The organism is Halorubrum salinarum (genome assembly GCF_013267195.1).
GTDB lineage: Archaea > Halobacteriota > Halobacteria > Halobacteriales > Haloferacaceae > Halorubrum > Halorubrum salinarum.
Map to the genome: position 1 here is coordinate 257108 of NZ_CP053941.1, position 26450 is coordinate 283557.

A 26450-nucleotide genomic window follows, 5' to 3' on the forward strand; every position below is an offset into this window, starting at 1 on the left:
CGATCCCGGCTCAGGCCAGCATGAAGGCGAACAGCGCGACGCCGGCCGCGAGCGTCAAGAATAGCACGCTGCGACCGATGCCGGCGCGGATCTCGGTGTCGATCCCGGCCCGCGCGAGCACCTCTCGCGGGCGGGTCGCGGTCCGCATCGTCGCGCCCGCGAGCGCCATCGTCGCGCGGTCGACGGCGGCCCACAGCTCGGTGACGCCCCACACCGAGCTGCGCCCGAGGTAGAACGCGGCCGGGAACAGCACGCGGTCGACGTCCGGCATCCGGTGGGCGAGCCAGCCGAGCGGGCGTTTCAGCGCGAAGAAGCCGACGAACCCGGCGACGAGCAGCGCCGCGCTCTCGGTCAGGTGGCTCCGACTGTACGGCTTGAAGTACACCTCGTCGCTGAGGATGAGGTCGGTGAACGGCATCACCTCGATCAGCTGGGTGTAGAAGACGCCGAAGAAGACGCACGCCCCGGCGGCCAGCACCATGCCGACCGTCTGGAACGGCGTGGCGTCGTCGGGCGACAGCGTCGCCGACCCGTGGAAGAACACGTAGTAGCCCAGCTTGATGAACGACATGAACGTCCCCACGCCGCCGAGGACGAGCAGCCACCAGAGCAGCCCGCTGTCCAAGAGCAGGACGTAGTTGTGTACCTCGTGGGCGGAGTCGAGCACCATCCCCTTCGAGATGAAGCCGTTGAACCCCGGCACCGCGGTAATCGAGGCCGCGCCGACGAGGTAGACGACGAAGGTGACGGGCATCACCCGCCAGAGCCCGCCCATCTCGCGGATGTCCTCGACTCCGGTCCGGTACACCACGACGCCGACCGCCATGAACAGGAGGCTCTTGTAGAGGACGTTGTTGAACAGGTGCGCGAAGCCTCCGACGACCGCGAACTCGCCGACCGCCGTGGCGAGGCCGAAGCCGGCGAGCATGTAGCCCAGCTGGGCCTGGATGTGGTACGACAGCAGGCGGCGCGGGTCGTACTGGAGCAGCGCGAAGAACGCGCCGTAGACGGCCATGAACCCGCCGAGGTACGCGAGCCACATGCCGCCCTCGGGGAAGGCGCGGTACATCACGTAGGCGGCGGTCTTCGTCGTGAACACCGAGAGGAACACCGACGCCGCGACGTGCGGGCGGGGGTAGGTGTCGGGGAGCCAGCTGTGCAGGAAGATGAACCCGCAGTTGATCCCGATCCCGATCGCGGCGAGCACCGTCGCGGCCGGGTCGATGCCCGCCGTCTCCGAGAACAGGAACGTCCCGGCGTTCGCGAAGTGGACGACCACCGCTGCGAGCAGGACGGTCCCGCCGGTGCCGTGGAACAGCGCGTAGCGGTAGCCGGCCCGCACGGCCGCCCCGCCGTGCTGCCAGACGAGCAGCGTCGACGTGACCGCCGTCAGCTCCCAGAAGAAGACGAGCGTGAGCCAGTCGCCGGCGTAGATGGTCCCGAGGGTGGTGGCGACGTACAGCAGCGCGAACGCGGACAGCCACGTCGGCGCCTCGCTGCCGTAGGCGTACAGCACCGCGGCGGTCGCGAGGAAGCCGACGACCACGCCCATCAGCAGCGAGAACTGGTCGACGTTGAAGAACACGACCTCGAAGCCGAGGAACTGCGTCGCGAGGTGCGCGCCGGTGCCGCCGTCGCCCAGCAGCACCGCCTGGACGAAGGTGAACGCCGTCGCCAGCGCCGCGACCGCGTGCCCTGCCCGCCGCGGCAGCGCCAGCACCGCGAGCGCCGCGAACGCGACGAGGACGTACGGCGGAATCGAGCTCAGGAGACCGACGGGCGCAGTCACGGGCGGACCACCCCCTCTGGGAGCCGCGCGTCGACGATGAGCTCGATCAGCTCCAGGAAGCCCATCTCGTAGGGGATCACGCCGAGCAGCACCGCGAGCGTCATCGCGGCGAGGATCGGCCCGAGCGTGAACCACGTCGACTCCCGGCCGCGGAGCGCGTCGAGGCCGGCAATGTGCTCCCAGCCGCCCGGCGGCGGCCCGCCGTGGTGACCGTCGTCGTGCGTGTCGGCGTCGTGCCCGCCGTGCGGGTCGTCGTCGTGGTCGCCGTGCGGGTCGTCGGGGCCACGCCCCTCGTCGGCGACGCGGTCCGCGTCACCGGCGTCCGGCTTGCCCGTGTCCGTCGAGTTCGCCTCACCGCGGCCGGGACCGAACGGCACGTCGGCGTCGGACGGCCGCTGGTCGACCGCGTAGTCGCCGGTGTCGACGCGCTCGGCCGGCTCCGAGAAGTCGCGCTCGGTCGCCGCGAAGTCCGGCCGGACGACGCCTTCCTCGTCGGTCGGGAGGTCGTCGAGGTCGGCGTCGGGGACCTCGGACTCGTCGACGCCGTCGGGCGCGGACGAGGGTCCGTCCGAGTCGTCCGGCGCCGGTCCCCCAGCGTCCGCGACGATGTCGTCGACGTCGCCGGCGGGATCCGCGTCGTCGTCCTCCTCGTTCGCCTCGTCGCTTCCCTCGTCCGCGTCGTCACCGGCGCGGCCGCCGTCCGTCGCCGCGTGGTCCTCGGCGCGGCCGCCGTCCGTCGCCGCGACGATCGACCGCGACTCGCCGCCGAGCGGGAAGTCCACGAGGGGCTTCGCGTCGTGGGCGTCCTCCGCCTCGAAGAAGGCGGTGTAGATCACGGGCCAGAAGTACGCGATATTGAGCACGCCGGAGAGCAGCAGCGCGCCGGCGAGGTAGTACGCGACCGGGGTGAAGCTCATCCCCATCCGCACCCCGCCGATGAGCATGTAGTACTTGCTGACGAAGCCGGCGAGGAGCGGGATCCCCGCCATCCCGAGCGAGGCCACCGTGAACGCCCCCATCGTCAGGGGCATCCGCTTGCCGATCCCCGCCATCTGCGAGATGTAGTCCGTGTGGGTGGACACGTGGATGTTGCCCGCACAGAAGAACAGGGTGAGCTTCATGAACGCGTGCGCCGGGATGTGGAGGAGCGCGCCCACGAGCCCGTACCACCCGAAGAGGCCGAGCCCGAGGATGATGTAGCTCAGCTGGCTGATCGTCGAGTAGGCGAGCCGGCGCTTCAGGTGGTCCTTCCGGAGGGCGATGAGCGAGGCCGCCGTGAGCGTGATCGCGCCGATGGTCGATAGGACGAGCCCCGCCGTGAAGCCGAGCGGGAGCGACAGGTCGAAGACCAGTTCGGGGCCGAACACGTCGAGGACGACCCGCGAGACGCCGAACGCGCCGGACTTGACGACGGCGACCGCGTGGAGGAGCCCGGAGACGGGCGTCGGCGCCACCATCGCCTCGGGGAGCCACTGGTGGAGCGGCATGATCCCGGCCTTCACGCCGAACCCGATCGCGAGCAGGAAGAAGGCGAGCATCGCCAGCCCGGGGTCGGCGTTCGCGAGCTCCGCGATGCCGCCCGCGGTGAAGTCGACGCTGCCCGCGAGCAGGTAGACGAGCGCGGTGCCAGCGAGGACGAGCACGCCGCCGCCGAACATCGTGTACGCGAGGTACTTGCGGCCGGCCGAGCGCGCCTCGGCCGTCTCGTCGTGCGCGACGAGCGGGTACGTCGCGATCGACAGCAGCTCGTAGAAGACGAATATCGTCACGAGGTTGCCGGCGAACGCGATGCCCATCGTCGCGGCGAGCGACACCGCGAACGCCGCGAAGTACCGGGTCTGGTTCGGCTCGTCGAGCCCGCGCATGTAGCCGATGCTGTAGAAGGAGGTGATTATCCACAGCCCGCTGGCGAGGAACGCGAACAGCATGCCGAGCGCGTCCGCGCGGAGGGCGAACTCGATCGGCGCGCCGACGCCGGGCAGGAACGCGCCGGCCGACCACTCGAAGGTCCGACCGTCGAGGACTGCCGGGAGCATCGACGCGACGATACCGAACTTCGCGAGCGACGCGACGAGCGTCCAGCCCTCGCGGACGTTCGGCGAGCGGTGCGACGCGACGATGAGGAACGCCGCGACGAACGAGACGAGAACCGCCAGCAGGGGTCGTGGGTCTGAGAGTACAACGTCAGTCATGCGAACACCTCCGTGATGAACGGGCCGAACCACTCCGCGAGCGAGAAGCCGCCGAATCCGAGGCCGACCGCCGCCACCACCGCCAGCGCGAGCGCGAGCAGCGGCGCCGTCGGCACCCGGTCGGGGACGAGCGACGACCGCGGCGCGCCCTCGACGGGCGCCGGGAGGCCGTCGGCCGTCTTCGCGACGGACCCCTCGCCGCCGTCGGTCGCGGCGGAGTCGCCCGCGCGGCCACCGTCGGCGGCCGCGCCGTCACTGGGCACCTCGCCGTGGTCGCCCGGGAGCCCGGCGCCGGCGAAGTAGAACCGCTCGAGCAGCCGCGCGACGTACGACAGCGTGAACAGCGTGCTGACGAATATCGCCGCCGCGACCGCGATCCCGACCGCGCCGCCGCCGGCGAGGCCGGCGTCGACCGCGCCCACGCCGATGTACCACTTGCCGAGGAAGCCGATCGACGGCGGGATGCCGACCAAGGCGAGCCCGAGGACCGCGAGCGCGCCGGACGTGTACGGGGCGGCGCGCGCGGCGCTCGCGAGGTCCTCGATCCGCCGGGTGCCGTAGCCCAGCGCGAGCAGCCCAATCCCGAGGAACAGGCCGAACTTCAGGATCGCGTGGCCGATCAGGTGGACGATCCCGCCGAGCAGGGCCGTCTCGTTCGCCAGCGCGACCGCCGCGCCGATCATGCCGAACTGCGCGACCGAGGAGTACGCGAACATCCGCTTGAGGTTCGACTGCATCGCGGCGAGCGCGGAGCCAGCGACGATCGAGACCGTCGAAACGGCGAGCAGCGCGGTCGCGATCCCCTCGTTGGCCGCGAGGAAGTCGACCGTGAACACGGTGTAGGTCACGCGGATGAGCGCGTACGCGCTCGTCGTCGAGACCAGCGCCGCGACGATCGTCGTGACCGAGTCCGGCGCCCGCTGGTAGGCGTCCGGCTGCCAGGAGTGGACCGGGAAGATGGCGATCTTCAGCGCCAGCCCCGTCACGATGAACGCGTAGCTCGCGCGGACCAGCGGGTCGCCGTAGCCGGCCTGCGCGACGATCTGCGCCTGGACGTCGAGCATGTTGAGCGTCCCCGTCGCGAGGAAGACGTAGCCAACGCCGAGCAGGTACAGCGAGGCGCCGACCGTGCCGACGACGAGGTACTTCAGCGAGGCGTACGCGCTCGCCCCGGTGCGGTCGGAAGCGATGAGCGCGTACGTCGTCAGCCCGGTGATCTCCAAGAAGACGAACAGGTTGAACAGGTCCCCGGTGAGCGTCATCCCGGCGAGCCCCCCGACCAGCAGGAGGTAGGCGCTGTAGAAGGGGTTCCCGTGGGGGCCGGCGGCCCGCGCGAACGCGAGCGTCGCGACCGAGACCGCGGCCACGAGCAGCAGCACCGCGACCGACAGCCGGTCGGCGACGAGCTCGATCCCGACCGGCGGGAGGAAGCCGCCGAGCGCGTGGTCGAACGGGCCGTTCAGCACCACTTCAGCGGCGATCGCGGCCGCGATCCCCGCCACGGCGGTCGTCCCGACCGCGGCGACCGGCCAGCCGACGCGGTCGTACCGCAGGCCGAGCGCCAGCGGCAGCGTCGCCGCCACGATGGGGACGACGATCGCGAGCGGCAGGAGGACGTCAGTCATCCGCCTCACCTCCCGTCTCGGGCGACTCGACCGCGCCGTCCGCCCCCGACGCTCCCGCCGACCGCCGCGACGGGATCGACCCCTCGTCGCGGAGCAGTTCGCGGAGCGTGTCGGTCCGCAGCGTCCCGTACTCGTCGTATATCCGGATACACAGCGCGAGCCCGACGGCGGTGAGGCTCACGCCCACGACGATGGCGGTGAGCACGAGGACGTGCGGGAGCGGACTGACGTAGAGGCCGCCCTCCGGCCCGCCGGTCGGGACGATCGGGATCGATCCGCCGTCGACGTACGCCGAGGCGATGAACAACAGGAAGATCGCCGTCTGGAACAGGTTGAGACCGATGATCTTCTTCACGAGGTTCGGATTCGCGATCATCATGTAAAGGCCGATGCACAGCAGCACCGCGAACGCGACGTACGCGTGTCTCGTTGCGAGCACGTCGACCGCGCCGGTGGCCGAGGCGAGCGTCGAGACGGCCGCGCCGGCGCCGAGCGGGGCGGACACTACAGCTCACCCCCGTCGGTCGCGGCCGGTCCCGGGGCGCCCAGGTCCGACCCGCCGTCGTCGGTCGTGGCGGTCGATCCGGCGCTCTCGCCCTCCGCGTCGGGCGACGCCTCGCCCTCGGCGTCGCCGCCGACCTCGTCGTCGAAGGCGTCCGCGTCGGCGAACCCGCCGGCGTCGGCGAACCCCTTCGCGAGGACGAAGAACAGGCCCATGAGGACGCCGGCGACGATGGTGCCGATCCCGAGGATCTCGACGCCCTCCATCCCGTACTTGACCGGGTCCGGGATCGGGAGCAGCTCGTACTGGAGGAACGCGCCGCCGAGCGCGACCGGGACCAGCCCGATGCCGGCGAACACGAGCGCGCCGCCGACCGCGAGCGCGACGACGACGGTGTTCGCGAGCCACTGCCGGGTGGCCTCGATGCCGAACGCGAACGCGATCATGAACACGACGGCGGCCACGATGGCGCCGCCCTGGAACCCGCCGCCGGGCGAGCCGGCGCCGTGGAAGGTGACGAACAGGCCGTAGGTGAACGCGAACGGCGCGACGATCTTCACCGTCGGCATGATCACCTGGCTCTCCGTGTACGGGGTGCCCTGCCGGCTGTCCGAGTCGAGGCGGCCGTCCTCGCGGGGCGGGCGGTCGCGACCGAACCCGCCGTCGGAAGCGGTCTCGGCGTCCCCGTTGGGGCCGGCGTCTGTGCCGCTCATGCGAACACCTCCCGGTGGAGGACGATGAGGGCGGCGATCCCGGCCGCGAACACGACGACGGCCTCGCCGAACGTGTCGAAGCCGCGGAACGCCGCCAGCACGGCCATCACCGTGTTCTCGACGTGCGTCTCCGCGTACGTCTCCGCGATGTACCACTGGGTCACGTCCGGGTTCGACCAGATCGGCGCGTCCGCGGACCCGACCGCCGGGATGTCGGCCATCGTGAGCATCAGCCCGGCGAACAGCAGGCCGGCCGCGCCGGCCGCGGGCAGGTTCACCGACTCGAAGGCCGCCTCGTGGTCGATTCGGGTCGTCTTCGCGAGCGTGAGCAGCAGCAGCACGGTCGTGACGCCGGCGGAGATGGCGGCCTCCGTCATCGCCACGTCGGGGGCGCGGTAGAACGTGTACAGCGCGGCCATCCCGAGGCTGTACGCGCCGAAGATGATCACCGCCGCGAGCACGTCGCGCGCCAGCGCGGTGAACAGCGCGGTCAACACGACGAAGACGAACAGGCTCGCCTCGACGGCGGTGACCTGCGCGACGACGGGCGCACCGAGGGGACCGGCGGCCGCGAGCGCCCCCGTCATCGGCGGTCGTCCCCCTCGATCCACGGCACGATTCCCTCCTCGAAGGCGGCCCGGGCGATGGCGTGGGCCGCGGTCGGGTTCGTCACGAAGATGAAGAACAGCAGGAGCACCGACTTGAAGCCGGCCCCCGCCAGCCCGACGGTGAGCGCGACGGCCGCGAGCCCGAAGCCCGCGCCCAGCGTGTCGGCCTGCGAGGCGGTGTGCGCCCGCGAGTAGACGTCCGGCAGCCGGAGCACGCCCACCATCGAGACGAACGAGAAGAACAGCCCGAGCAGTGTGAGGGCCACGACCAGCCAGACGCGGGCCGTCTCCAGCGTCGCGGCGGTCACAGCACACCACCCCGCTCGACGGTGAACTTCGAGATGGCGATGGCCATCAGGAAGTTGAGCAGCGCGTACACTAAGGCGATGTCGAGGAACGTCGGCTCGCCGAGCGCCGCGCCGAGGATGGCGAGGATGACGACGGTGTTCGTCCCGAGGACGTTCACCGCCAGCACCCGGTCTTGCATCGTCGGCCCGACGACCGCGCGGTAGAGCATCCCGACCGCGAGGACGGCGAAGCCGGCGGCCGCGACGAGCAGGAAGTCGCCGAGCGTGTAGCCGGCCGCGAGCGGCGCGTCGACGAGGCTCATCGGTCGGTCACCCCGTCGGCGTCGCTCGCGCCGGTCGTCGACTCGGCCTCACCGCTCGCCTCGGTCGCCTCGACCGCGCCGCCGTCCGCGGCGGCGATCGGCAGCTCCTCGGTCGCCTCGTCGCCCTGGAGGATCGCCACGTCGTCGCGCTCGCGCGGGGTCGGCAGCCGCGCCGACCGGCGCCCGTAGTAGACGAACCGGGTCCACCGTTCGAGGGAGCCGTCGAACAGCCCCTCGCGGGCCCACGGGACCAGCGAGTGGACGTAGAGGTCGCTGTCGCGGGCGCGGACGGTGAGCGTGCCGGGCGTCAGCGTGATCGAGTTCGCGAGCGTCATCAGCGGGAGCCCGCTCCCGACGATCACGCGCATCCGGTTGAGCGTCGGGTCGATCGGGAGTCGGGGGTCGAGGATGACGCGGGCGACGACGAGGTTCGCCTTCACGATCTCGAATAGCAGCACGGGGACGTAGATCACCCCGCGGACGATCCGCATCGGCGTCCGGGGGATCGCCGGGTTCGAGTCGAGGCTCACCCGCGAGAGGGTGATCGAGACGACCGCGGCGGTGGCGACGCCCGTCACCAAGTCGAACCAGTAGGTCGGGTCCCCGAGGAGGAGGTAAAACGCCAGCGACAGGCCGAACAGCGCCACGAACCGTCCGGTCGTGGCCTCGGTCCGGAACCGCTCGCGGCGCGTCGGCCGGTCGACCGGCGCGGTCTCGACCGACAGCGGGGTGTTCGAGAGCGCGAACTCCAGCGGCTGGAGCAGCGTCGTGTTCCCGACCGGGGTGTACTCGGGGTCCAAGACGACGCGGTCGGCCCCGTTGGCCTCGGCGTACTCCGCGAGGACGCGGACGTAGTCGTCGGCGCCGAACAGGTAGTCGTCGGCGCCGAGCACCGCCGAGACGACTTCGACCTCCGAGGCGGCCTCCGCCTCCGAGTCGTCGAGGTCGGCGGTCGCCCACGACGTGACCCGTTCGAGCACGCGCTCGGCCGCGGCGGCGCGCTCGTCGCTCTCCGGGTCGCCGTTCCGCCACGAGGCGATCTCGACGAAGTGGATCGCCGAGGCGCCGTCGGCCGCGGCCGCCTCCGCGACGTGAGCGACCGTCGAGCGGAGCGTGGAACTCGGCTCGACCGGAACGATGACCGCGCCGGCCGACGCCGACTCCGCCGTCGCGTCCGTCGCCGTGGCCGCGGCGTCCGCCGGCGCGTCGCCGTCGGTGACCTGGCCGGTCGGAGGGTCGCCGTCAGCCACCCACCACACCTCCCACGGAGCCGTGCGTGACCGTCTCGTTACACATGGGTTACTCTATCCGTGTGGTTACCCTACCGCCCCAAAACAGTTTGTATCCGCGGTGACCCTGCCGGAGGCGGGCGATACGGTCCGCACGGCCCGCGGCCCGCGCGAGGGCGTCGCGAGCGTTCACGCGAGCGACCGAGTCGGCCGACGCTCAAGCCGACGCGTCGAGCGTTGCCGCGAGCCGGTCGGCGATGCGCCCGGCGACCGCGTCCTTCGACCCCGTCGCCTCCGCGGGCTCGGTGCCCGCCTCGCCGACCAGCAGGACGCGCGTCTCGTCGTCGCCCATCACGCTCGCGTCGTTCGCGACGACGAACGCCAGCCCGACCCGGTCGCGGATGCGCTCGGCCTCCGCGACCATCGCCGCGTCGTCTCCCGACGTCTCGGCCTTGAACCCGACGATTGGGAGGTCCGGGTACGCCTCGCGCACCGAGTCGATGAGCTTCGGCGTGGGCTCTAAGTCAAGCGACAGCGGCGACCCGGACCGGATCTTCTCGCCGACCGCGTCGGCGGTGAAATCGGAGATGGCGGCCGCGGAGACCAGCGCGTCCGCGGTCGCCGCCGTCCGCCGGCAGGCGGCCATCATCTCGTCTGCCGTCTCGACCGCGACCACGTCGGCGTAGGGGACCTCGGGCCCGTCCTGGACGAGCGTCACCCGCGCGCCGCGGACGTACAGCGCCCGCGCGACCGCCCGGCCGGTCTTCCCCGACGCGCGGTTCGTCAGGATGCGGATCGGGTCGATCCGCTCCTTCGTCGCGCCGGCGGTGACGACGACGTGCGTCCCGGCGAGCGTCTGCGGCGTTGTCGCCCGCGCGACCTCGGTGACGATGTCGCCCTCGGCCGCGATCTTCGCCTTCCCCTCCTCGATCCGCGGGTCAGCGAAGCGGACGCCCCACGACTCCAGGCGGTCCAAGGCGTCCAACACCCCGGGGTGGTCGTACATCGGCTCGTGCATCGCGGGCGCCATCACGACCGGCACGTCGGCGCCCAGGGCGGTCGTCGCGCAGGTCGTCACGGGCGTGTCGTCGACCGCGGCCGCGACCTTCCCCGCGGTGTTGGCGGTCGCGGGCGCGAGCAGCAGCACGTCGGCCCACCCCTCGCGGCCGCAGAGCTCGACGTGTTCCACGTCGCCGGTGATCTCGGTGACGACCGGCTCGTCGGTCGCGAAGTCGACCGCCCACGGGTGGACGATGTCCGTCGCCGCCGGGGACATGACGGCGCGGACGCTCGCGCCCTGTCGGCGCAGTTCGTGCGCGAGTTCGACGACCTTCACCGCCGCGATGCTCCCCGAGACGCCGAGCGCGACGTTGACCCCGTCCAGCATTACCGAGTCCGTTCCGCCCCCGACGGCTTATATGATGCCGTTGCGGATCGGGGACGGAACCCGAACGGGACGCTCTCGGCGAGCAGTTCCGAACGCGAATCGCGTCTACCGCTCGGTAAGTTCCAAGGCGACCGAGCCGAGCAGGATCGCCGCACCGAAGACAGCAGCGGCCAGCGAGACCGCTCGCTGATATCCGACGGCGAGCGCGCCCGCGGCGAACACGATCGCCCAGAAACCGACCTGGATCGCGTACACGCGAGCCGATTGACCGCCGATTTCGGAGGGCACGAGCGGTACTGCCGTCGGAACGAGTGAAAATCTTCCGTTCAGCGAGACGGCTCTCGGGGCACCTACGGTCGACGCTATCGTGCGACCCGGACGTTGCGCCGCCGGGCTGTCCCAGTCAACGAACCGAGCGAGTGAGAACTGCGACGACCCCCGAGAGCGACGCGCGGCCACGGCGGTCGGTTCTCAGACCCCGAACGTCGCGCGCAGCATGTCCCGCGTGCCGGGGCCGAGCCCCACGGCCAGCACCGTGATCAGCAACAGCAGCGTGTAGCGCGGCGACTCCTCGTACATCTCGCCGTTGAACACCCAGACGACGAACGTCGCGGCCGCGAGCTTCACCAACAGGAACGGCCACGCGTCCCCGGTGACGGAGACGATCGACTCCGGCAGCAGCCGCCCGGTCCAGTCGACGATCAGCGCGTTGACGACGTGCTTCGGGACGAGGTTCGCGGTGCCGGTCAGCGCGGGCATCCAGTTGAGCCCGATCACGTTCGCGACGCCGTCGATCGCGTGTCCCCAGATGATCACGATCCCAGCGGCGCCGGTGCCCTGGCGGATCGTCGCGATCCGGCGCGTCGCCAGCGCCCACGTGACCGCGGTCGCGACCGTCGCGATGACGAGCGTGGGGACGAGCACCTGCGGGTAGAAGGTGACGTAGCCCGTCGTGGCCGCCAGGTACGCGAGGTAGCCGACCGCGAGCGCGAGCCCCGCGGTTCCCAGCGCGAACAGCGGCCGCGCGTAGTCGTCGACGACGCCCCGGCGTTCGAGGCCGTACGCCGTCAGCACGCACGCGAGCGTGAACAGGAACACCGTGAAGTAGATGAACGGGCTGATCAGCACCGCGCTCGCCGGGAACGCGATCAGCGGGTCGACGCCGGCGGCGGTCGCGGCGACGCCCGCGTCCTCGACCGTCCGCATCGCCCCGCCGAACAGCATGAACGGGAACAGCGCGTAGAAGAAGCGGAGCTCCGTCGCGATGTCGAGCCGGCGGAGGAGGAAGACGACACCGATCAGCATCGCCAGCAGGATCACCACGTAGCTCACCGTCGAGAAGGTGGTGTACCCCGGCGCCGCGACGACCTCGCCGGCGCTCCGCGCCGCCTCGCACGCCGCGCTGCTGCCGAGCAGCTCCGTGGTGCCGCCGGCCTCCCGGACCGCGCACTGCGCGCCCTCGCCGTCCGCGACCACCGGCCCCCAGAAGTAGCGCCAGAGGAACCGGTCGTAGACGACGCGGGGGAAGACGACGGATCCGACCGCCAACAACGCCGTGACGCCGCCGACGACAGCCGCCCACGCGCGCTCCGGCGACGGGTCGAACCCGTCCGCGAGGCCTGTGCTCATGGTCACCGTTCGGGGAGGTCCCGAGTTGAGCGTTCCGGTCGCGGGCGACGCGGTCGAGCGGTCGCGCCGCGGGGCGCCCCGCCGCGCCGGCCTACAGCGGCGGCCCGGCCCGCTCGTAGTCGGTGCCGAGGATGACCATCGTCTGCGAGCGCGAGAACCCCTCGGTCTCCGCGATCCGCTCGAACATCAGCTCCCGGAGCCGATCGGTGTCGGCCGCGACGACCCGGAGGATGACGTCCCACTCGCCGGTGGTGAGGTGGATCTCGCGGACGCCGTCGATACCGCGGAGGCGTTCGAGCGCGTCCTCCTCGCGGCCCTGCTCGACGCGGAGGCCGACGAACGCGCCGACGCCGTACCCCACCGCCTTCGGGTCGATGTCGGCGTGGTACCCGCGGATGACGCCCGCCTCCTCGAGGCGGCTGACCCGGTCGTGGACGGTCGCGCTGGACATGTCGATCCGCCGCGCGACCTCCGAGAACGGGGTCCGCGCGTCCTCCTGGAGGATTCGCAGGATCGCCCGGTCCGTCTCGTCGAGTTCCATACGAGTCCGTACGGGGGGCGGAGGCTTTTGTTTTCCGGCGGGAGCAACCGGCGGCTACGACCCGTCCGCGTCCGCGAACGACCCCTCGCGGATCGCCGCCTCCGCCGCGTCGAGCGCGGCGGCGGCGTCGAACTCGTCGACGATCCCGCGGAGTTCCTCGGGCATCGCGTCCGCGAGGTCTCGCGCGTGCGCCGCGACGTTCGGCACGGCGCGGATCAGGTTGTCGATGATCGGCACGTCGGCCGTGCGCGGCGAGCGGCTCCCGGGGTTGAGGTCGATCACGATCTCGGTCTTCCCCATCGCGTCGAGCGCGGCGGCGCGGTCGCCGTCCTCCAAGGGGACCACGACGACGTCGGCCGCCTCGATCCCGTCAGCGTCGACGACGCCGCGCGCGTGGTCGAGCCCGGGGATCTCGCCGTCGCCGGCGAGCCCCTTCACCTCGTCGGCGCCGTGTTCGCGCAGGTGGTCGGCGATCCGCCGGACCCGCTCGTCGGTGTGGTTGAACAGGTTCACCTCGAGGTCGGCGTCGACCGCCGCGGCCAGGTCGACCGTCTCGCTCGGCGCGAGGGCGGCGACGTTGCCGTTCACCGAGATCACGGGGCGCTCGGCGAGCAGGAGCGTCGCGGCCGCGGCGCGCGCGGCGGCGTCGGCGCTCGGCAGCGTGCGCTCGCCGAGGAGGTAGTCGAACGCCTCGCCGCGCCCCTGCGCGATCAGCCCCTGCTTCGAGGTGATCCCCTTCTCGACGCCCGCCTCGATCCGGTGGCGCGTCACGAGCGAGGCGTACCGGGGGTGGTCCTCGGGGATCTCCGTCTCCGTCATACCCGAGGGAGGCGACGGGTCGATTAAAATGGACCGTTCACGGTCGGCGGCGCCGGACCGCCGCCCCCTCGTCCGCTCGCCGGCCTCAGTCGCCTCCGCCGCGGCCGGACGGATGGCATAACTAAGTTTCTGGAAACCGAAACGCCGCGCGTGATGAATCGGACTGGGAAGTACACGGTCGTCAGAGCGTGTAACGACCACGGGGCGATCACGCTCCGTGAATACCCGCGCAACGGGACGCTGTACGTCGTCGAGTACGACGACCCAGACGTGGAGGCCGAGCTGTCGTCGCTCGACGCCGGCTCGGTCGTCGAGCTCGACCTCCGGCGAGCGGGCCGCCGTGGAAACGCGTGGTGCGCGGAGTCCGCGCGTCCGGTCGAGACGGCGTAGTTCGCGGCCCGCGGGATCGCGCGGCCGACCGACCCGTCCGGTTTCGTTTTTCCGTTCCGGCGTCAGGCGACGCCGATCCGCTCGCGGTACGCGCCGTGTTCCGTCTCGAACACCTCCATGATCTCGCCCATCGTCGCGTACGCCTTGACGGCGGTGACGATCTCGGGCATGGCGTTCTCGCCGGCCGCGACCGCGTCGCGGAGGTCGTCGAGCGCGGCCGCGACCGCGTCGTCGTCGCGCTCGGCTTTCACCGACTCCAGCCGGTCGAGCTGGCGCTCGCGGGTCGTCTCGTCGACCTTCAGCAGGTCCGGCCGGGTGTCCTCGTCGATCTCGTAGGCGTTGACGCCGACGACCGTCTCCTCGCCCTCGTCGACGCGCTCCTGGTACTCGTAGGCCGACTCCTGGATCTCGCGGTGGAAGTACCCCTGCTCGATGCCGTGGAGAACGCCGTCGCGCACGGAGCCGTCGCCCATCTCCCGGATCTCCTCGATGTACGCCATCGCCTCGGCCTCCGTCTCGTCGGTGAGGCTCTCGACCGCGAAGGAGCCGCCGAGCGGGTCGACGATGTCGGCCGCGCCGGACTCCTCGGCGATGATCTGCTGGGTCCGGAGCGCGACGCGCACCGCCTGCTCGGAGGGGAGCGCGAGCGCCTCGTCGAAGGAGTTGGTGTGGAGGCTCTGGGTGCCGCCCAGCACGCCCGCCAGCGCCTGAATCGTGACGCGCGCGACGTTGTTCAGCGGCTGCTGGGCCGTCAGCGACTGGCCCGCGGTCTGGGTGTGGAACTTCAGCTGCTTCGAGGCGTCCGCCTCCGCGCCGTACCACTCGTCCATCACGGTCGCGTAGATGCGGCGCGCGGCGCGGAACTTCGCGACCTCCTCGAACAGCGAGTTGTGGGAGTTGAAGAAGAAGGAGAGCTGCGGGGCGAACTCGTCGACGTCGAGCCCGCGGTCGAGGCACGCCTCGACGTAGGCGAACCCGTCGGCGAGGGTGAACGCCAGCTCCTGGACCGCGGTCGACCCCGCCTCGCGGATGTGGTAGCCCGACACGGAGATCGGCTTGAACTTGGGCGTCTCCTCGACCGCGAACTCGATGGTGTCGGTCACCAGGTCGAGGGACGGCTCCGGCGGGATCACCCACTCCTTCTGCGCGATGAACTCCTTGAGCATGTCGTTCTGGAGGGTGCCCCGGAGCTCCTCGCGCGGGACGCCCCGGCGGTCGGCGAGCGCGACGTACATCGCGTAGATCACCGGCGCGCTCGGGTTGATCGTGAACGAGGTCGACACCTCCGCGAGGTCGATGCCGTCGAACAGCACCTCCATGTCGCGGAGCGTGTCGACCGCGACGCCCTCCTTGCCGACCTCGCCGAGCGACATCTTGTCGTCGGAGTCGATCCCCATCAGCGAGGGCATGTCGAACGCGGTCGAGAGGCCGGTCTGTCCCTCGTCGATGAGATAGCGGAACCGCTCGTTCGTCTCCTCGGCGGTGCCGAACCCCGCGAACTGCCGCATCGTCCACGTCCGGCCGCGGTACATCGTCGGGTAGACGCCGCGGGTGTACGGCTCCTCGCCGGGGAACCCGAGGTCCTCGTCGTAGTCGAGGTCGGCGACGTCCGCGGGGGTGTACAGGCGGTCGACCTCGCGGTTCGAGACGGTCGCGAACCGCGACTTCCGCTCCCCGTGGCGGTCGAGGGTGGGGTCGAGCGTCTCCGCCTCCCACGACTCCTTCGCCTCGCGGATCTCGGAGAGCTCCTCGTCGTCGTACATACCGCCCGTTACCCGCCGGTCGGGTATAAATATTCATTATATTCTGAAAGGGGCGGCCGCGAGCGACCCCGGAAACGACCGCCTCGTCGCGCTCGGCACGGGCCGATCGCCCACCGAGCGGTCGGCTCAGCGATCCCCGAACAGCCGGTCGCGGAGCGACCGCGGCGTGGGGCGCTCCGCGAGCAGCACCGGCGTATCGAGGGCCTCGACGGCCGCGAGCGCGAGCGACCCGCGGACGATCCGTGAGAGGAGGCCGCGCTCAGTGGCGCCGACGATCACGAGGTCGTACCCCTCGCCGACGCGACCGATCGCCGCCTCCACGTCGCCGGTCTCGACGCGCAGGTCGGCGTCCCCGAGGCCGTGCCCCTCGGCCCAGTCGGCGAGGAACTCGCGGCCCGCCGCCTCGTCGCTCTCCTCGACGACGTGTAGCAGCGAGACCTCGGCGCCGACCGCCTCCCGGAGCGCGAGCGCGACCTCGGCGGAGAGGTCCGACGACGGGCCGCCGGCGGTCGGCACGAGCACGTCGGCGGGGTCGAGCCGCCGCCCGTCGAAGACGAGGAAGTCGCAGGGGAGGTCGCGGGCCAGTTCGTCCAGCGAGCCCTCGACGCGCCCGCCGGCGAACCGCGCCCCGCCGTAGCCCATCACTACGGCGTCGGCGCCGGTCGCCCGCGCGGCGTCGAACACCTCCTCGATCCCGCGGTGCGAGAGGATCGTCTTCGTCTCGACCGGCGCGTCGAACGGCGCCGCGTCGGCGACGGCCGCCGAGAGCAGCTCGGCGGAAGACCGGTCGAGCCGCTCCCGGTTCGCGGCAGCGTTCTCCAGCGAGGTCTGGTCGGGGACGGTGACGACGTGAACCGCGAGGAGGCGGGCGTCACGGCTGTCGGCCACGGCGCCGGCGAGCGCGACGAGCGCCGCCTCGGTGCGCGGGTTCGAGAGGGCGACCATGACGACGGGGCGGTCGTCGGCGCGTCCCGTCGGTCGGTCGTCGCTGTGCGGCATCGGTCGACCGCCGCGTCAGCGCGCCGACGACCCGCCCTCGCGGGCGCGACGGCGGCTCATTCGTCCGCGTCGGCGCGCGGGAGCGCGATCACGGGCACCGGCGCGTCGGTCGCGATCTCGGCCGACAGGTCCCCGGAGAGGAACTGGACCAGGCGGTTCCCCCCGCGCGACTGGTAGGCGATCGCGCTCGCGTCCACCTCGCCCGCCGCGTCGAAGATCGCCTCGACCACGTCCCGGGCGTAGGCCGTGTGCTCGGCGGCGTCGGGGAACACCGTTCTGACCGCCGCGTACGACTCGGCCGCGAGCTCCTCCGACTGCTCGATGGGGGTCTTGTCCGGCACGCCGTCCCCCTTCTCGACGACGTGAAGCGCGGTCACCCGCGCGGGGTCGTAGGGGTCGAGCGCCCGCGCCGTTCGAAGCGCGTCCTCCTCGTTCGCGACCGGGAGGAGCACGTGCCCGAGCAGATCCTGGCCGCCGGTGTCGTCGGGTCCGTCCATGCGAGGTAGTACGGCCGGCTGCGCTTAAGAAGGTGGCCTCGCCTCCCCGGGCGTCGCGTCGAGGACCTGACCGCGCCCCGGAAGGTCACTGCTCGTCGACGCCGGCGACGAACAGCGCGAGCACGGGGACGATCTCCAGCCGCCCGATCCACATCAGCCCGATCATCAGCAGCTTCGTCGTGTTCGGCAGGAACTCGTAGCTCCCGAAGGGGCCCAGCGGGCCGAGCCCCGGTCCGATGTTGCCGATCGTCGCGAGCGACGCCGCGAGCGCCTCCGTGCCGGTGAGCCGCTCGCCGATCCGCGCCGTGTCGAGCTCGATGAAGACGGCCGAGAGCGCGAACACGAGGAAGTACAGCAGGGTGAACACGAGGATCCCGCGGATCACGTCCTCGTCGACGACCTCGCCGCCGAGCCGGACCGGCCGGACCACGTCCGGGTTCGCCGTCGTGTACAGCTCGCGGCGGAGCGTCTTCAGCAGGATGAGCCAGCGGATCACCTTGATCCCGCCGCCGGTCGACCCGGCGGAGCCGCCGATGAACATCGCGAACAGCAGGAGGAACTGGGTCTGGGTGTCCCACTCCGCGAAGTCCGCGGTCGCGAAGCCGGTCGAGTTCATCAGCGACGCGACCTGGAACACCCCCTGCCGGAGCGCGTTCTCCGGGACGCCCTCCGTGACGCCGCCGATGTCGGTGGCCGGCGCGCCGCCGTAGAACAGCCCGACCGCGAGCACGGCCGCGAACGCGGTCACCAGCCCGAGGTAGATCCGGAACTCCGTGTTCTCGAACATCTCCCGCGGGTCGTCCCTGAGCACGTACCAGAACAGCGCGAAGTTGACCCCGGCGATCACCATGAACGGGACGAACGCCCACTGCACCACCGGCGAGAACGCGCCGATGCTCTCCGCCTCCGGCGAGAACCCGCCGGTCGGGAGCGTGGAGAACCCGTGGGCGATGGCGTTGTACAGGTCCATTTCCGGCGCGTACCCGGTGAGCCCGAGCAGCGCCAGCACGGCGACCATCGCCACCGTGAACCCGAGGTAGATGAGCCAAAGCGCGCGGGCCGTCTCGACGATCCGCGGGGTGAGCTTCTGGAGCCCCGGCCCCGGCGCCTCCGACTCCATCAGCTGGGCGCCGTTGACCGCCAGCTGCGGCAGGATCGCGATCATCAGCACGATGATCCCCATCCCGCCGAGCCACTGCGTGAGCTGCCGCCACATCAGCACCGCGTGGGAGTGCTGCTCGAAGCTGATCTCCGCGGTCGCGGTCGCGCCCGTCGTCGTGAAGCCGCTCATCGACTCGAACAGCGCGTTCACGGGATGCGCGAGCGCGGAGGGAGTCCCGTAGCCGGCGATGACGTACGGGATGGCGCCGACGACCGCGGCCATCAACCACGCCAGCGAGACGACCGCCAGCGCGTCCCGCGGGCCGAGCTCCGGCTCGTCGTCGAGCCGTTCGAGCCCGGCGCCGATCGCGACGGCGACCGTCATCGACGCCGCGAACGCGAGCGCGTCCTCGCCGTAGATCAGCGCGACGACGAGCGGGACGGCCATGGACGCCGAGAGGAGCTTCACGATGCTCCCGGTGTAGCTGAGCGTCGCCCGCGCGTCGATGGTCCGTGTCACGAGTGTCCCTCGGGGGTTCCGATACCCGTCGTAGCAGGCCGGCGCGACAAGAAGCCGTCGATGGACGGAGCCGCCGCGGGCACCGAACGGCGGACCGCGGCAGGTCGGCGTCGGTCAGGAGGTCCAGAACGCCTTCGTGAACAGCACGAGGACGGGGATGATCTCGATCCGGCCGATCCACATCAGCACGACCATCACGGCCCGCGTACTCAGCGGGAACGTCGCGAAGGTGCCGTACGGCCCCGCGTCGCCGAACGCCGGCCCGATGTTGAGGAACGTCGTCGCCGCGGCGCCGAGCGCCTCGAACTCGGAGACGCGGAGCCCGGCCCGCTCGGCGTCGACGACGATGACGACGGCGAGCAGGAAGAAGATCACGATGCTGAGGAGGAGGTACGCGTAGATGTCGCGGATCGCCCCCTCCTCGATCGACTTCCCCGAGATCCGGACCGGCCGCACCGACTCGGGGTGGATCGCGGTGTAGAGGTTCCGGCGGAACGACTTCAGCGCCACCAGCCACCGCAGCGACTTGATCGAGCAGGTGGTCGACCCGACCATCCCGCCGACGAACATGCCCATGAACAGCATGTGCTTGGCCGCGGGCGCCCACAGCACGTAGTCGGTGCTCGCGTACCCGGTCGTCGTCACGATGGAGGCGACGTTGAACACGGCGTGCCGGACCGTTGCCTCGGCGCCGAACCCGGTGCTCGGGTCGAGGAACAGCGAGACCGCGACGATCGACGCGAGCGTCCCCATCGCGCCGAGGTAGAAGTGGAACTCCTCGTTTCGCAGCAGGCGCATCGGCTCGCCGTTGATGGCGAAGTAGATGAGGACGAAGCTGGTCGAGCCGATCACCATGAACGGGACCACCGCCCACTGGATCAGCGGGTGGAACGCCCCGACCGAGAGCGGCTCCGGCGAGAAGCCGGCGGTCGCGACCGAGGTGAACGCGTGCGCGACCGCGTTGTACAGGTCCATCTGCGGGTCGACGGCGAGGCCGAGCAGGAAGTAGACGGCGATCGCCAGCCCCGTGAGCCCGAAGTAGATCCCCCAGATCAGCTGCGCCGTCCGAGAGATCTTCGGCGTGAGCTTGTTGACGTCCTGGGTCTGCGACTCCGACTCCATGAGCTGGGCCCCGCCGACGCCGATCTCCGAGAGCACCGCGGTCGCCAGGATGAGGATGCCGAGCCCCCCGAGCCACTGGATCACCTGCCGCCACATCATGACGGACCGCGAGTGGACGGAGAAGTCCCGCAGCACGGTCGCGCCCGTCGTCGTCAGCCCGCTCATCGACTCGAACATCGCGTTGACCGGGTGCGCGACCGTGCCGACCCCCGCCACGACGAATGGGATCGCGCCGACCGCGGCGACGAGGAACCAGATCAGCGCCACCGCGAGGAACGCCTCCCGCGGCCCGAGGTCCTCCGCCGGGTCCCGCGTCGACCGGAACGCCGCGCCGAGCGCGAGCGAGACCGCGATCGCGGCGAGGAACGGGACGGGGGACTCGCCGTAGTAGAACGCGAGGAGGAGGGGGAACGCGAGCGGGACGGGGAGGGCGGCGAGGACGTCGCCGGTGAGTCCGACGCTGGCCCGCCACCCGACGCGGATGCTGGTGCTCACGGGACTCAGGCCATCGAGGCGATGTCGCTCACGGAGTCGGACTCCACGAGGAGGATGACGTGGTCGCCGGCCTGAAGCACCGTGCCACCGCGGGGCGTGACCAGCCGGTGGTCCCGTGTGATCGCGCCGATGACGAACCGCACGTCGCTGTCGGCGACGATCTCCGAGATCGGTCGGCCGACGAGCCCGCACCCCTCGGTGAGTTCGAGTTCGAGCACCTCCGCCTGGTCGTTCTCCAGCACGGCGATGTTCTCCGCGACGCTCTCGTAGGTGAACCGCGTGATCTCCTCGGCGGTCACCGTGCGGGGGTTGACCGCGATGTCGATGCCGATCTCCTCGAAGACGGTGACGTAGTCGGGGCTGTCGACGACGGCGATCACGCGGTCGACGCCGAGGCGCTTGGCGAGCACGGAGATGAGGAGGTTCTTCTCGTCCGAGCGGAGCGCCGTGACGACGATGTCGGCCTCGTCGACGTGCTCGCGGGCGAGGAACTCCGTGTCCGTCGCGTCGTGCTCCATGACGACGGTGTCCGGGAGGTTCTCAGCGAGCCACCGCGCGCGGTCGGCGTCCTGCTCGATCAGCCGCGGCCTGAAGTCGCGCTCCTCCAGGAGCCGGGCGGTCTGGTAGCCGATCTCGCTGCCGCCGACGACCACGATCTCGTCGGCGCGGTCGGGCGTCGCCTCGGGCGCGACGTCGGTCGCGAACGACTGGACGCTCTCGGGGCTCCCGATCACCACCGCGCGGTCGCCGACGGCGATGTCGGTGTCCCCGCGGGGGATGATCATGTCGCCGTTCCGGAACAGGCCGACGAACGTGAGCGACTCGAAGCGGTCCGCCTCCGAGACGGTCTGTCCGGCGACGGGGCTCCCCTCGGCGATCTCGAACTCGGCCATCTGGACGAGGCCGCCGGCGAACGGGTCGACGTCGACGGCCGCCGGGAGCCCGATGACGCGGACGATGTTCTCCGCGGTCAGCAGGTCCGTACACACCATGAAGTCGACGCCGAAGGCGCCCTCGCCGCCCTCCCACGTGCGGAGGAAGTCGGTGCTCTTGACGCGGGCGATCGTGAACCCGTCCCCGAGCGTCTTGGCGGTGCCGCAGGCGACGAGGTTCGTCTGGTCGTCGTCGGTACAAGCGATGACCATGTCCGCGCGGTCGACCTCGGCGGCCGACTGGATCTCCGAGGAGGTGCCGTCGCCCGCGATGGTGAGGACGTCGAGTTCGTACTTGAGCTGTTCCGCCCGGTCCGGATCGACGTCCACGACGACGACTTCGTGGTCCGACGCGAGACTGGCGGCGATGCTCGTCCCGACCTCGCCGGCCCCGATGACGACCACGTACATGGGCACATCCAGTTACCGGACCCTCAAGTTCGTTACTATCGCTCCCCGGGGCGGCTCCCGCGCGTCGACGGAATCGAGACGCGTGCTGCGCGGCTCGATGCCCGGAATCCCGCGAACCCGAGCCTACGAGTCCCCGCCGGCGCCGCCCGTCGCGCCGCCGAACGACGCGGGGTCAGTCCACTCGTTGCGCCCCGAGACCGTCCGCTGCGGGAAGGGGATGGAGATGTCCTCCTCGTCGAACCGTTTCTTGACGGCCTTCACGTAGTCGGCACGCGCCTTCACGAAGTCCGCCCGCGAGGGGTCCTCGATCCAGATCCGCGACTGGAGGCCGACGTAGGAGTCGGCCAGCTCGGTGAGGCGGACCGACGGCGCCGGGTCGTCGAGGATGGCGTCGCTCTTCTCGGCCTCCTCGACGATGATGTCCGTCGCCTTCTCGACGTCGTCCTCGTAGTCGATCCCGAAGACGAACTTCAGGCGGAGCGTCTTCTTCGCGACCGGGTTCTTCACCACGTCGCTCGTCAGGGCGTGGTTCGGCACCGTGAGCAGCTCGTTGTCGAACGTGCGGACGCGGGTGACGCGGAACGAGATGTCCTCGACGACGCCCGAGTTGCCGTTCCACTCGATCCAGTCGCCGATGCGGAACGGCTTGTCGGTGTAGATGAACACGCCCGCGACGAAGTTCTTGATCACGTCCTGGAGCGCGAAGCCGATCGCGAGCGTCGCCGCGGCCGCGATCGTCGCCAGCGATCGCAGGAACCCCTGGTACCCCGCCGCGCCGAACGCGACCGTGACGCCGGCGAACAGCACCAGGAACGCCACGATCTTCTGGAGCGGGCGCCGGGCGTGCTCGTCGAGCCCCTGCCTGTCGAAGACCCGCGTGACGAGCGGGGTGACGACCGCCTTGTAGAGCAGGTACGTCGCGACGACGACGGCGAGGAAGATGGCGGCGTCGACGACGAGGTCCGTCACCGGCCCGAGGTACGGGCGGAGCGTCCCCGCGACCGCGACGACGCCGGCCGGCCCCGCGGCGGCGCTCATCAGTGGAGCACCGCGGTGTTCCCGCGCGTCTCGATCAGGTCCGCCCCGACCGCGTCCGCGAGTTCCTCGGCGAGCTCCTCTGTCGTGGTGCCCCCGCGGGCCGCGCGGAGGAACTTCACCTTCACCAGCTTCCGGTCGTCGAGCTGGTCCGCCAGCTCGTCGACGACGGAGTCGATGCCGTGCTTCCCGACCCAGACGGTGACGTCGAGGTCGTGCGCCTCCTTCCGCAGTTCCTGGTCGCTCATACGCGGTCGAGTCGGCCGCGCGCATTGAAGCTTGAGGTTCGGTCGCGCCGCGCTCGCCGCCGCAACGCCGCCCGCCGCGACGCCGTCGCCCCGCGTCACCGCTCGCGTTCGACGTCGCGCTCCCGGTCGGCGGCCCGGTTTCGCTCGGCCCACTCGGCGGCGTCCTCGGGGGTCTCGGTCTCCAGGAGGCGGTCGAGCTTCCGCTCGAACTGCTCGTCGGTGAGGTCGCCGTTCGCGTAGCGGGTCCGCAGCCGTTCGAGGGCGTCCGCGGTGTCGGCGGACTCGTCGTCGCTGTCCGCCGTCTCGCCGTGTCTGCCCCACAGGGGATCGGTCTCGTACTCCTCGAAGTCGGACTCTCCGCCCTCCTCGTCGAACAGCATCGAGACGACCGGAACGATCACGATGTAGCCGAACAGCATGAACCCGAGCCACCAGTCGAACCCGAGCAGGAGGGCGGCGAGCCACGTCCCGGTGACCGTCGTGGCGGCGATGCCGCTCGCGTTGCGACGGAACCGGTCGCGGAGGGTCTCGTCGTCGTCGACCATCGCCGTGACGGTCTCCGTCGCGGTACAAAGTCGTGTCGACGACCGGGAGGCTCCGGACCGCCGGGAGGACGGGACCGCCTACGACTCGATTTCGACGGTTATCTCGTCGCGGTCGACCGCCAGCCGGAACGTCGGCACGGTGCGGTAGACGACCTCGACGACGTTCTTGCGTTCGAGGCTGCGGAGCGCGCGCCGCACCGCGTCGACCTCGGGGTCGACGTCGTACGCCTCCCGGAGCGCGTTGAGCACGCTGACGACGGACTGCGAGCGCTCGTCCGGGCGGGCGAGCACGTCGACCACCCGCGACTCCAGCTCGGGGACGCGGATCGTCTCCGGCACGCCGCCGCGCGCGACCGCGTCGGGCTCGACGCCCGGCTCCACGTCGACGAGGTCGTTCGCCTCCGCAGTCGCGCGGATCAGGCTGTCGTCGTCGCGGTAGTAGTACTCCTTCAGGTGGTTCTCCAGGTAGCCGTGGACCTCGCTGCCGCTCTCCATCTCCCACGCGTCCTGGAGCTCGCCGTTCTTCGTCGGCTGGAGGCGGACCACGTCGGCGAGCCGGTCGCGTTCCTCGTCGGTGAGGCTCATCGCTCCTCGACCGCGCTCGCGGCGCGGACGATGGTCTCCTCGCCGAACTTCGGGCCGACGAGTTGTAGCCCGACCGGCAGCCCGTCCGCCTCGCCCGCGGGCACGGAGACCGCGGGGAGGTTCGCGAGGTTGACCGGCGTCGTGTTCGCGTCCGCGAGGTACATCCGCAGCGGGTCGTCGAGGCTCTCGCCCAGCTCGAAGGGGAGGACCGGCATCGTCGGCGACGCGATCACGTCGACGTCGTCGAAGGCGTCCTCGAAGTCCCGACGGACCCACGCGCGGGCGTCCTGCGCTTTCTCGTAGTACTTGTCGTGGTAGCCGGCCGAGAGCGCGTACGTGCCGAGCAGGATCCGGCGTTTGACCTCCGCGCCGAACCCCTCCTCGCGGGTCTCCGCGAACGACTCGTTCCAGTTGCCGTCCGCGTCGCTCCGGTGACCGTACCGGACGCCGTCGAAGCGCGCGAGGTTCGAGGAGGCCTCCGCCATCGCGATGACGTAGTACGCCTGGACCGCGTGCTCGACGGAGGGGAGCGAGATCTCCGTCGTCTCAGCGCCCTGCGCCTCCAGGTCGTCGATCGCGGCCTCGACCGTCTCGACGACGCGCTCGTCGGCGCCCTCGAACAGCTCCGTGGGCACGCCGACCGTCAGGCCCGCCACGTCGCCGTCGGCGGCCGCGGCGTAGCTCGCGTCGGGGTCGGCGCCCTCGACCTCGCGCAGGTCGCGGGTCGTCCCGTCGTTCGGGTCGTCGCCCGCGATGACGTCGAGCGCGGCGGCCGCCTCCTCGACGGTGCCCGCGATCGGGCCGATCTGTTCGAGGGAGTTCGCGTACGCGATGAGCCCGTACCGGGAGACGAGCCCGTAGGTGGGCTTGATCCCGACGACGCCGCAGAAGGCGGCCGGACAGCGCACCGAGCCGCCGGTGTCGGAGCCGAGCGCCACGTCGGCCTCGCCCGCCGCGACCGCGGCCGCAGAGCCGCCGGAGGAGCCGCCCGGGACGCGGTCGGTGTCGACCGGGTTCCGCGTGGGGCCGAACGCGGAGGTCTCGGTCGTCGTCCCCATCCCGAACTCGTCCATGTTCGTCTTGCCGACAACCGTCGCGCCCGCCTCGGTCAGGCGGTCGACGACGGTCGCGGAGTAGGGCGGGACGTAGTCGGCAAGCATCTCCGAGCCGCAGGTCGTCCGGATCCCCTCCGTGGAGATGTTGTCCTTCACCGCGACGGTCGTGCCCGCGAGGGGGCCGTCGCCGTCGCCCTCGATCGTCGCCTCCGTGACGAAGGCGTTGATGTCGGCCGCCATCTACGACACCTTCGGCCCGACGAAGAAGCCGTCCTCCGTCTCCTCGGCGTTCGCGAGCGCCTCCTCCTGCGAGAGCCCCTCGCGGACCTCGTCCGGGCGCATCACGTTGACGAGCTCCTCCTCGCGCTCCGTCTCCGGGACCTCGTCGAGCGCCGCGAAGTACTCCAAGATGTCGCCGAACTGCGCCGCGAACTCGTCGACCTCCTCGTCGGCGAGCCGCACCCGCGCGAGATCCGCGACGTGTCTGACCTCCTCGGCGTCGACGGCGGCCTCGCCGTCGTCCGACGCTGCGGTGTCGCTCATACCCGAACGTACCACGCGGGCGGCGAGTAAGGGTTTCGGAAGGGGGCCGACGGCGCCGGAAGAGGCGAGGCCGGGAATTACCGGACCTGATCGACGAACGCGAGCCAGCGCTCGTGGCCCGCCAGCGTGTCGGCGTGGTGCTCGTCGGCGAACCCCGGCCGGCGGATCCCCTCCAAGGCGTTGAGCGCGCGGTCGATGCCGACGACCTCGTCGGCGAGTGCCTCGGCGGTCTCGGGGTCGAGGGGGTCGCTCTCCAGCCGCTCGACGCGCCGCGCCCGCTCGGCCCTGAGGGACTCGCGCGCCGCCGTCACCTTCCGGTCGAGCGCGGGCGGGACCGCGTCGACCTTGCGGGTCTCGACGATGAACGCCGACAGGTCGACGGCGCTCCCGTCTATCTCGACCTCGTCGGGCACGCTCGCGCCGACGGTGGCGCTGGGGCTGTTCACGCGGTCGAGGAGGGCCTCGCGAACGTCGTCGTCGATCGCCGTTCGCTCCGGGTCGCTCATGGGTTCGCGTGGTCGACGGAGCCGGGAAAAATCGTCGGCCGTCGGTCGGCTCGGTCCGC

General features: G+C 71.2%; 28 protein-coding genes. 1 reads left to right on the plus strand and 27 read right to left on the minus strand.

What is annotated here, in order from left to right; translation table 11 throughout:
* Nucleotides 1-10: 10 nt before the first annotated feature.
* The 14 genes from HPS36_RS01375 to HPS36_RS01440 form a co-directional block, all read right to left on the minus strand.
* Nucleotides 11-1789 (minus strand): Na(+)/H(+) antiporter subunit D, encoded by a 1779-nt coding sequence (locus tag HPS36_RS01375; RefSeq protein ID WP_173228215.1) that lies wholly within the window; start codon nt 1787-1789, stop codon nt 11-13.
* The gene (locus HPS36_RS01380; protein ID WP_173228216.1) at nt 1786-3981 is read right to left on the minus strand and encodes a proton-conducting transporter transmembrane domain-containing protein; all 2196 of its coding nucleotides are present in this window, start codon (nt 3979-3981) and stop codon (nt 1786-1788) included. Before HPS36_RS01380 ends, HPS36_RS01375 begins: the two co-directional genes overlap by 4 nt.
* Complete coding sequence (locus HPS36_RS01385; RefSeq protein ID WP_173228217.1) at nt 3978-5606, minus strand: proton-conducting transporter transmembrane domain-containing protein; 1629 nt, start codon at nt 5604-5606, stop codon at nt 3978-3980. Before HPS36_RS01385 ends, HPS36_RS01380 begins: the two co-directional genes overlap by 4 nt.
* Entirely contained in the window at nt 5599-6111 is a 513-nt protein-coding gene (locus HPS36_RS01390; RefSeq protein WP_173228218.1) for a cation:proton antiporter subunit C, read from the minus strand. Before HPS36_RS01390 ends, HPS36_RS01385 begins: the two co-directional genes overlap by 8 nt.
* Complete coding sequence (locus HPS36_RS01395) at nt 6111-6821, minus strand: MnhB domain-containing protein (protein ID WP_173228219.1); 711 nt, start codon at nt 6819-6821, stop codon at nt 6111-6113. The genes HPS36_RS01390 and HPS36_RS01395 overlap by 1 nt, the downstream gene beginning before the upstream one ends.
* Nucleotides 6818-7408, minus strand: a complete 591-nt coding sequence (locus tag HPS36_RS01400; protein WP_173228220.1) for a DUF4040 domain-containing protein — start codon at nt 7406-7408, stop codon at nt 6818-6820. The genes HPS36_RS01395 and HPS36_RS01400 overlap by 4 nt, the downstream gene beginning before the upstream one ends.
* On the minus strand, nt 7405-7737 hold the full coding sequence (mnhG, locus tag HPS36_RS01405) for a monovalent cation/H(+) antiporter subunit G (RefSeq protein WP_121562015.1): 333 nt from the start codon (nt 7735-7737) through the stop codon (nt 7405-7407). The genes HPS36_RS01400 and mnhG overlap by 4 nt, the downstream gene beginning before the upstream one ends.
* Entirely contained in the window at nt 7734-8039 is a 306-nt protein-coding gene (locus tag HPS36_RS01410) for a cation:proton antiporter (RefSeq protein WP_053772262.1), read from the minus strand. Before HPS36_RS01410 ends, mnhG begins: the two co-directional genes overlap by 4 nt.
* The gene (locus tag HPS36_RS01415) at nt 8036-9289 is read right to left on the minus strand and encodes a monovalent cation/H+ antiporter subunit E (protein ID WP_173228221.1); all 1254 of its coding nucleotides are present in this window, start codon (nt 9287-9289) and stop codon (nt 8036-8038) included. Before HPS36_RS01415 ends, HPS36_RS01410 begins: the two co-directional genes overlap by 4 nt.
* A gap of 196 nt (nt 9290-9485) precedes the next feature.
* Nucleotides 9486-10655, minus strand: a complete 1170-nt coding sequence (coaBC, locus tag HPS36_RS01420) for a bifunctional phosphopantothenoylcysteine decarboxylase/phosphopantothenate--cysteine ligase CoaBC (protein ID WP_173228222.1) — start codon at nt 10653-10655, stop codon at nt 9486-9488.
* A gap of 105 nt (nt 10656-10760) precedes the next feature.
* On the minus strand, nt 10761-10910 hold the full coding sequence (locus tag HPS36_RS01425; RefSeq protein WP_173228223.1) for a hypothetical protein: 150 nt from the start codon (nt 10908-10910) through the stop codon (nt 10761-10763).
* 216 nt (nt 10911-11126) lie between these two features.
* A complete protein-coding gene (locus HPS36_RS01430; protein ID WP_173228224.1) occupies nt 11127-12284 on the minus strand; it encodes a DUF63 family protein in 1158 nt (385 codons plus the stop codon).
* Nucleotides 12285-12375: 91 nt separating this feature from the next.
* The gene (locus HPS36_RS01435) at nt 12376-12825 is read right to left on the minus strand and encodes an Lrp/AsnC family transcriptional regulator (protein ID WP_053772268.1); all 450 of its coding nucleotides are present in this window, start codon (nt 12823-12825) and stop codon (nt 12376-12378) included.
* Nucleotides 12826-12879: 54 nt separating this feature from the next.
* Entirely contained in the window at nt 12880-13644 is a 765-nt protein-coding gene (locus HPS36_RS01440; protein WP_173228225.1) for a 4-phosphopantoate--beta-alanine ligase, read from the minus strand.
* Between the two features lie 153 nt (nt 13645-13797).
* On the opposite strand from HPS36_RS01440, the gene HPS36_RS01445 reads away from it, so the two are divergent.
* Nucleotides 13798-14034: a hypothetical protein gene (locus tag HPS36_RS01445; RefSeq protein WP_053772270.1), complete on the plus strand. Its 237-nt coding sequence runs from the start codon at nt 13798-13800 to the stop codon at nt 14032-14034.
* Between the two features lie 62 nt (nt 14035-14096).
* Here the strand turns inward: HPS36_RS01445 and HPS36_RS01450 are convergent, their stop codons facing one another.
* The 13 genes from HPS36_RS01450 to HPS36_RS01510 form a co-directional block, all read right to left on the minus strand.
* The gene (locus HPS36_RS01450; protein ID WP_173228226.1) at nt 14097-15797 is read right to left on the minus strand and encodes an acyl-CoA mutase large subunit family protein; all 1701 of its coding nucleotides are present in this window, start codon (nt 15795-15797) and stop codon (nt 14097-14099) included.
* Between the two features lie 126 nt (nt 15798-15923).
* Nucleotides 15924-16796 carry a universal stress protein gene (locus tag HPS36_RS01455; protein WP_235681722.1) on the minus strand — a complete coding sequence of 291 codons (873 nt, stop codon included), beginning with the start codon at nt 16794-16796 and terminating at the stop codon, nt 15924-15926.
* A gap of 56 nt (nt 16797-16852) precedes the next feature.
* Entirely contained in the window at nt 16853-17293 is a 441-nt protein-coding gene (locus HPS36_RS01460; RefSeq protein WP_173228227.1) for a universal stress protein, read from the minus strand.
* A gap of 85 nt (nt 17294-17378) precedes the next feature.
* Nucleotides 17379-18914 (minus strand): TrkH family potassium uptake protein, encoded by a 1536-nt coding sequence (locus HPS36_RS01465; protein WP_173228228.1) that lies wholly within the window; start codon nt 18912-18914, stop codon nt 17379-17381.
* Nucleotides 18915-19028: 114 nt separating this feature from the next.
* Nucleotides 19029-20531 carry a TrkH family potassium uptake protein gene (locus HPS36_RS01470; protein WP_173228229.1) on the minus strand — a complete coding sequence of 501 codons (1503 nt, stop codon included), beginning with the start codon at nt 20529-20531 and terminating at the stop codon, nt 19029-19031.
* 5 nt (nt 20532-20536) lie between these two features.
* Complete coding sequence (trkA, locus tag HPS36_RS01475; RefSeq protein ID WP_173228230.1) at nt 20537-21874, minus strand: Trk system potassium transporter TrkA; 1338 nt, start codon at nt 21872-21874, stop codon at nt 20537-20539.
* Between the two features lie 123 nt (nt 21875-21997).
* Nucleotides 21998-22912: a mechanosensitive ion channel family protein gene (locus HPS36_RS01480; RefSeq protein WP_173228231.1), complete on the minus strand. Its 915-nt coding sequence runs from the start codon at nt 22910-22912 to the stop codon at nt 21998-22000.
* Nucleotides 22912-23157 (minus strand): YhbY family RNA-binding protein, encoded by a 246-nt coding sequence (locus tag HPS36_RS01485; RefSeq protein ID WP_173228232.1) that lies wholly within the window; start codon nt 23155-23157, stop codon nt 22912-22914. The genes HPS36_RS01480 and HPS36_RS01485 overlap by 1 nt, the downstream gene beginning before the upstream one ends.
* Nucleotides 23158-23252: 95 nt before the next feature.
* The gene (locus HPS36_RS01490; protein ID WP_173228233.1) at nt 23253-23702 is read right to left on the minus strand and encodes an SHOCT domain-containing protein; all 450 of its coding nucleotides are present in this window, start codon (nt 23700-23702) and stop codon (nt 23253-23255) included.
* A 78-nt stretch (nt 23703-23780) separates the two neighbouring features.
* Nucleotides 23781-24287 carry a DUF5797 family protein gene (locus HPS36_RS01495; RefSeq protein ID WP_173228234.1) on the minus strand — a complete coding sequence of 169 codons (507 nt, stop codon included), beginning with the start codon at nt 24285-24287 and terminating at the stop codon, nt 23781-23783.
* On the minus strand, nt 24284-25582 hold the full coding sequence (gene gatA / locus HPS36_RS01500; RefSeq protein ID WP_173228235.1) for an Asp-tRNA(Asn)/Glu-tRNA(Gln) amidotransferase subunit GatA: 1299 nt from the start codon (nt 25580-25582) through the stop codon (nt 24284-24286). The genes HPS36_RS01495 and gatA overlap by 4 nt, the downstream gene beginning before the upstream one ends.
* Nucleotides 25583-25885, minus strand: coding sequence for an Asp-tRNA(Asn)/Glu-tRNA(Gln) amidotransferase subunit GatC (gatC, locus tag HPS36_RS01505; protein WP_053772279.1), 303 nt, complete (start codon nt 25883-25885; stop codon nt 25583-25585).
* A gap of 77 nt (nt 25886-25962) precedes the next feature.
* Nucleotides 25963-26391 (minus strand): DUF5788 family protein, encoded by a 429-nt coding sequence (locus HPS36_RS01510; protein ID WP_173228236.1) that lies wholly within the window; start codon nt 26389-26391, stop codon nt 25963-25965.
* Nucleotides 26392-26450: the final 59 nt, after the last annotated feature.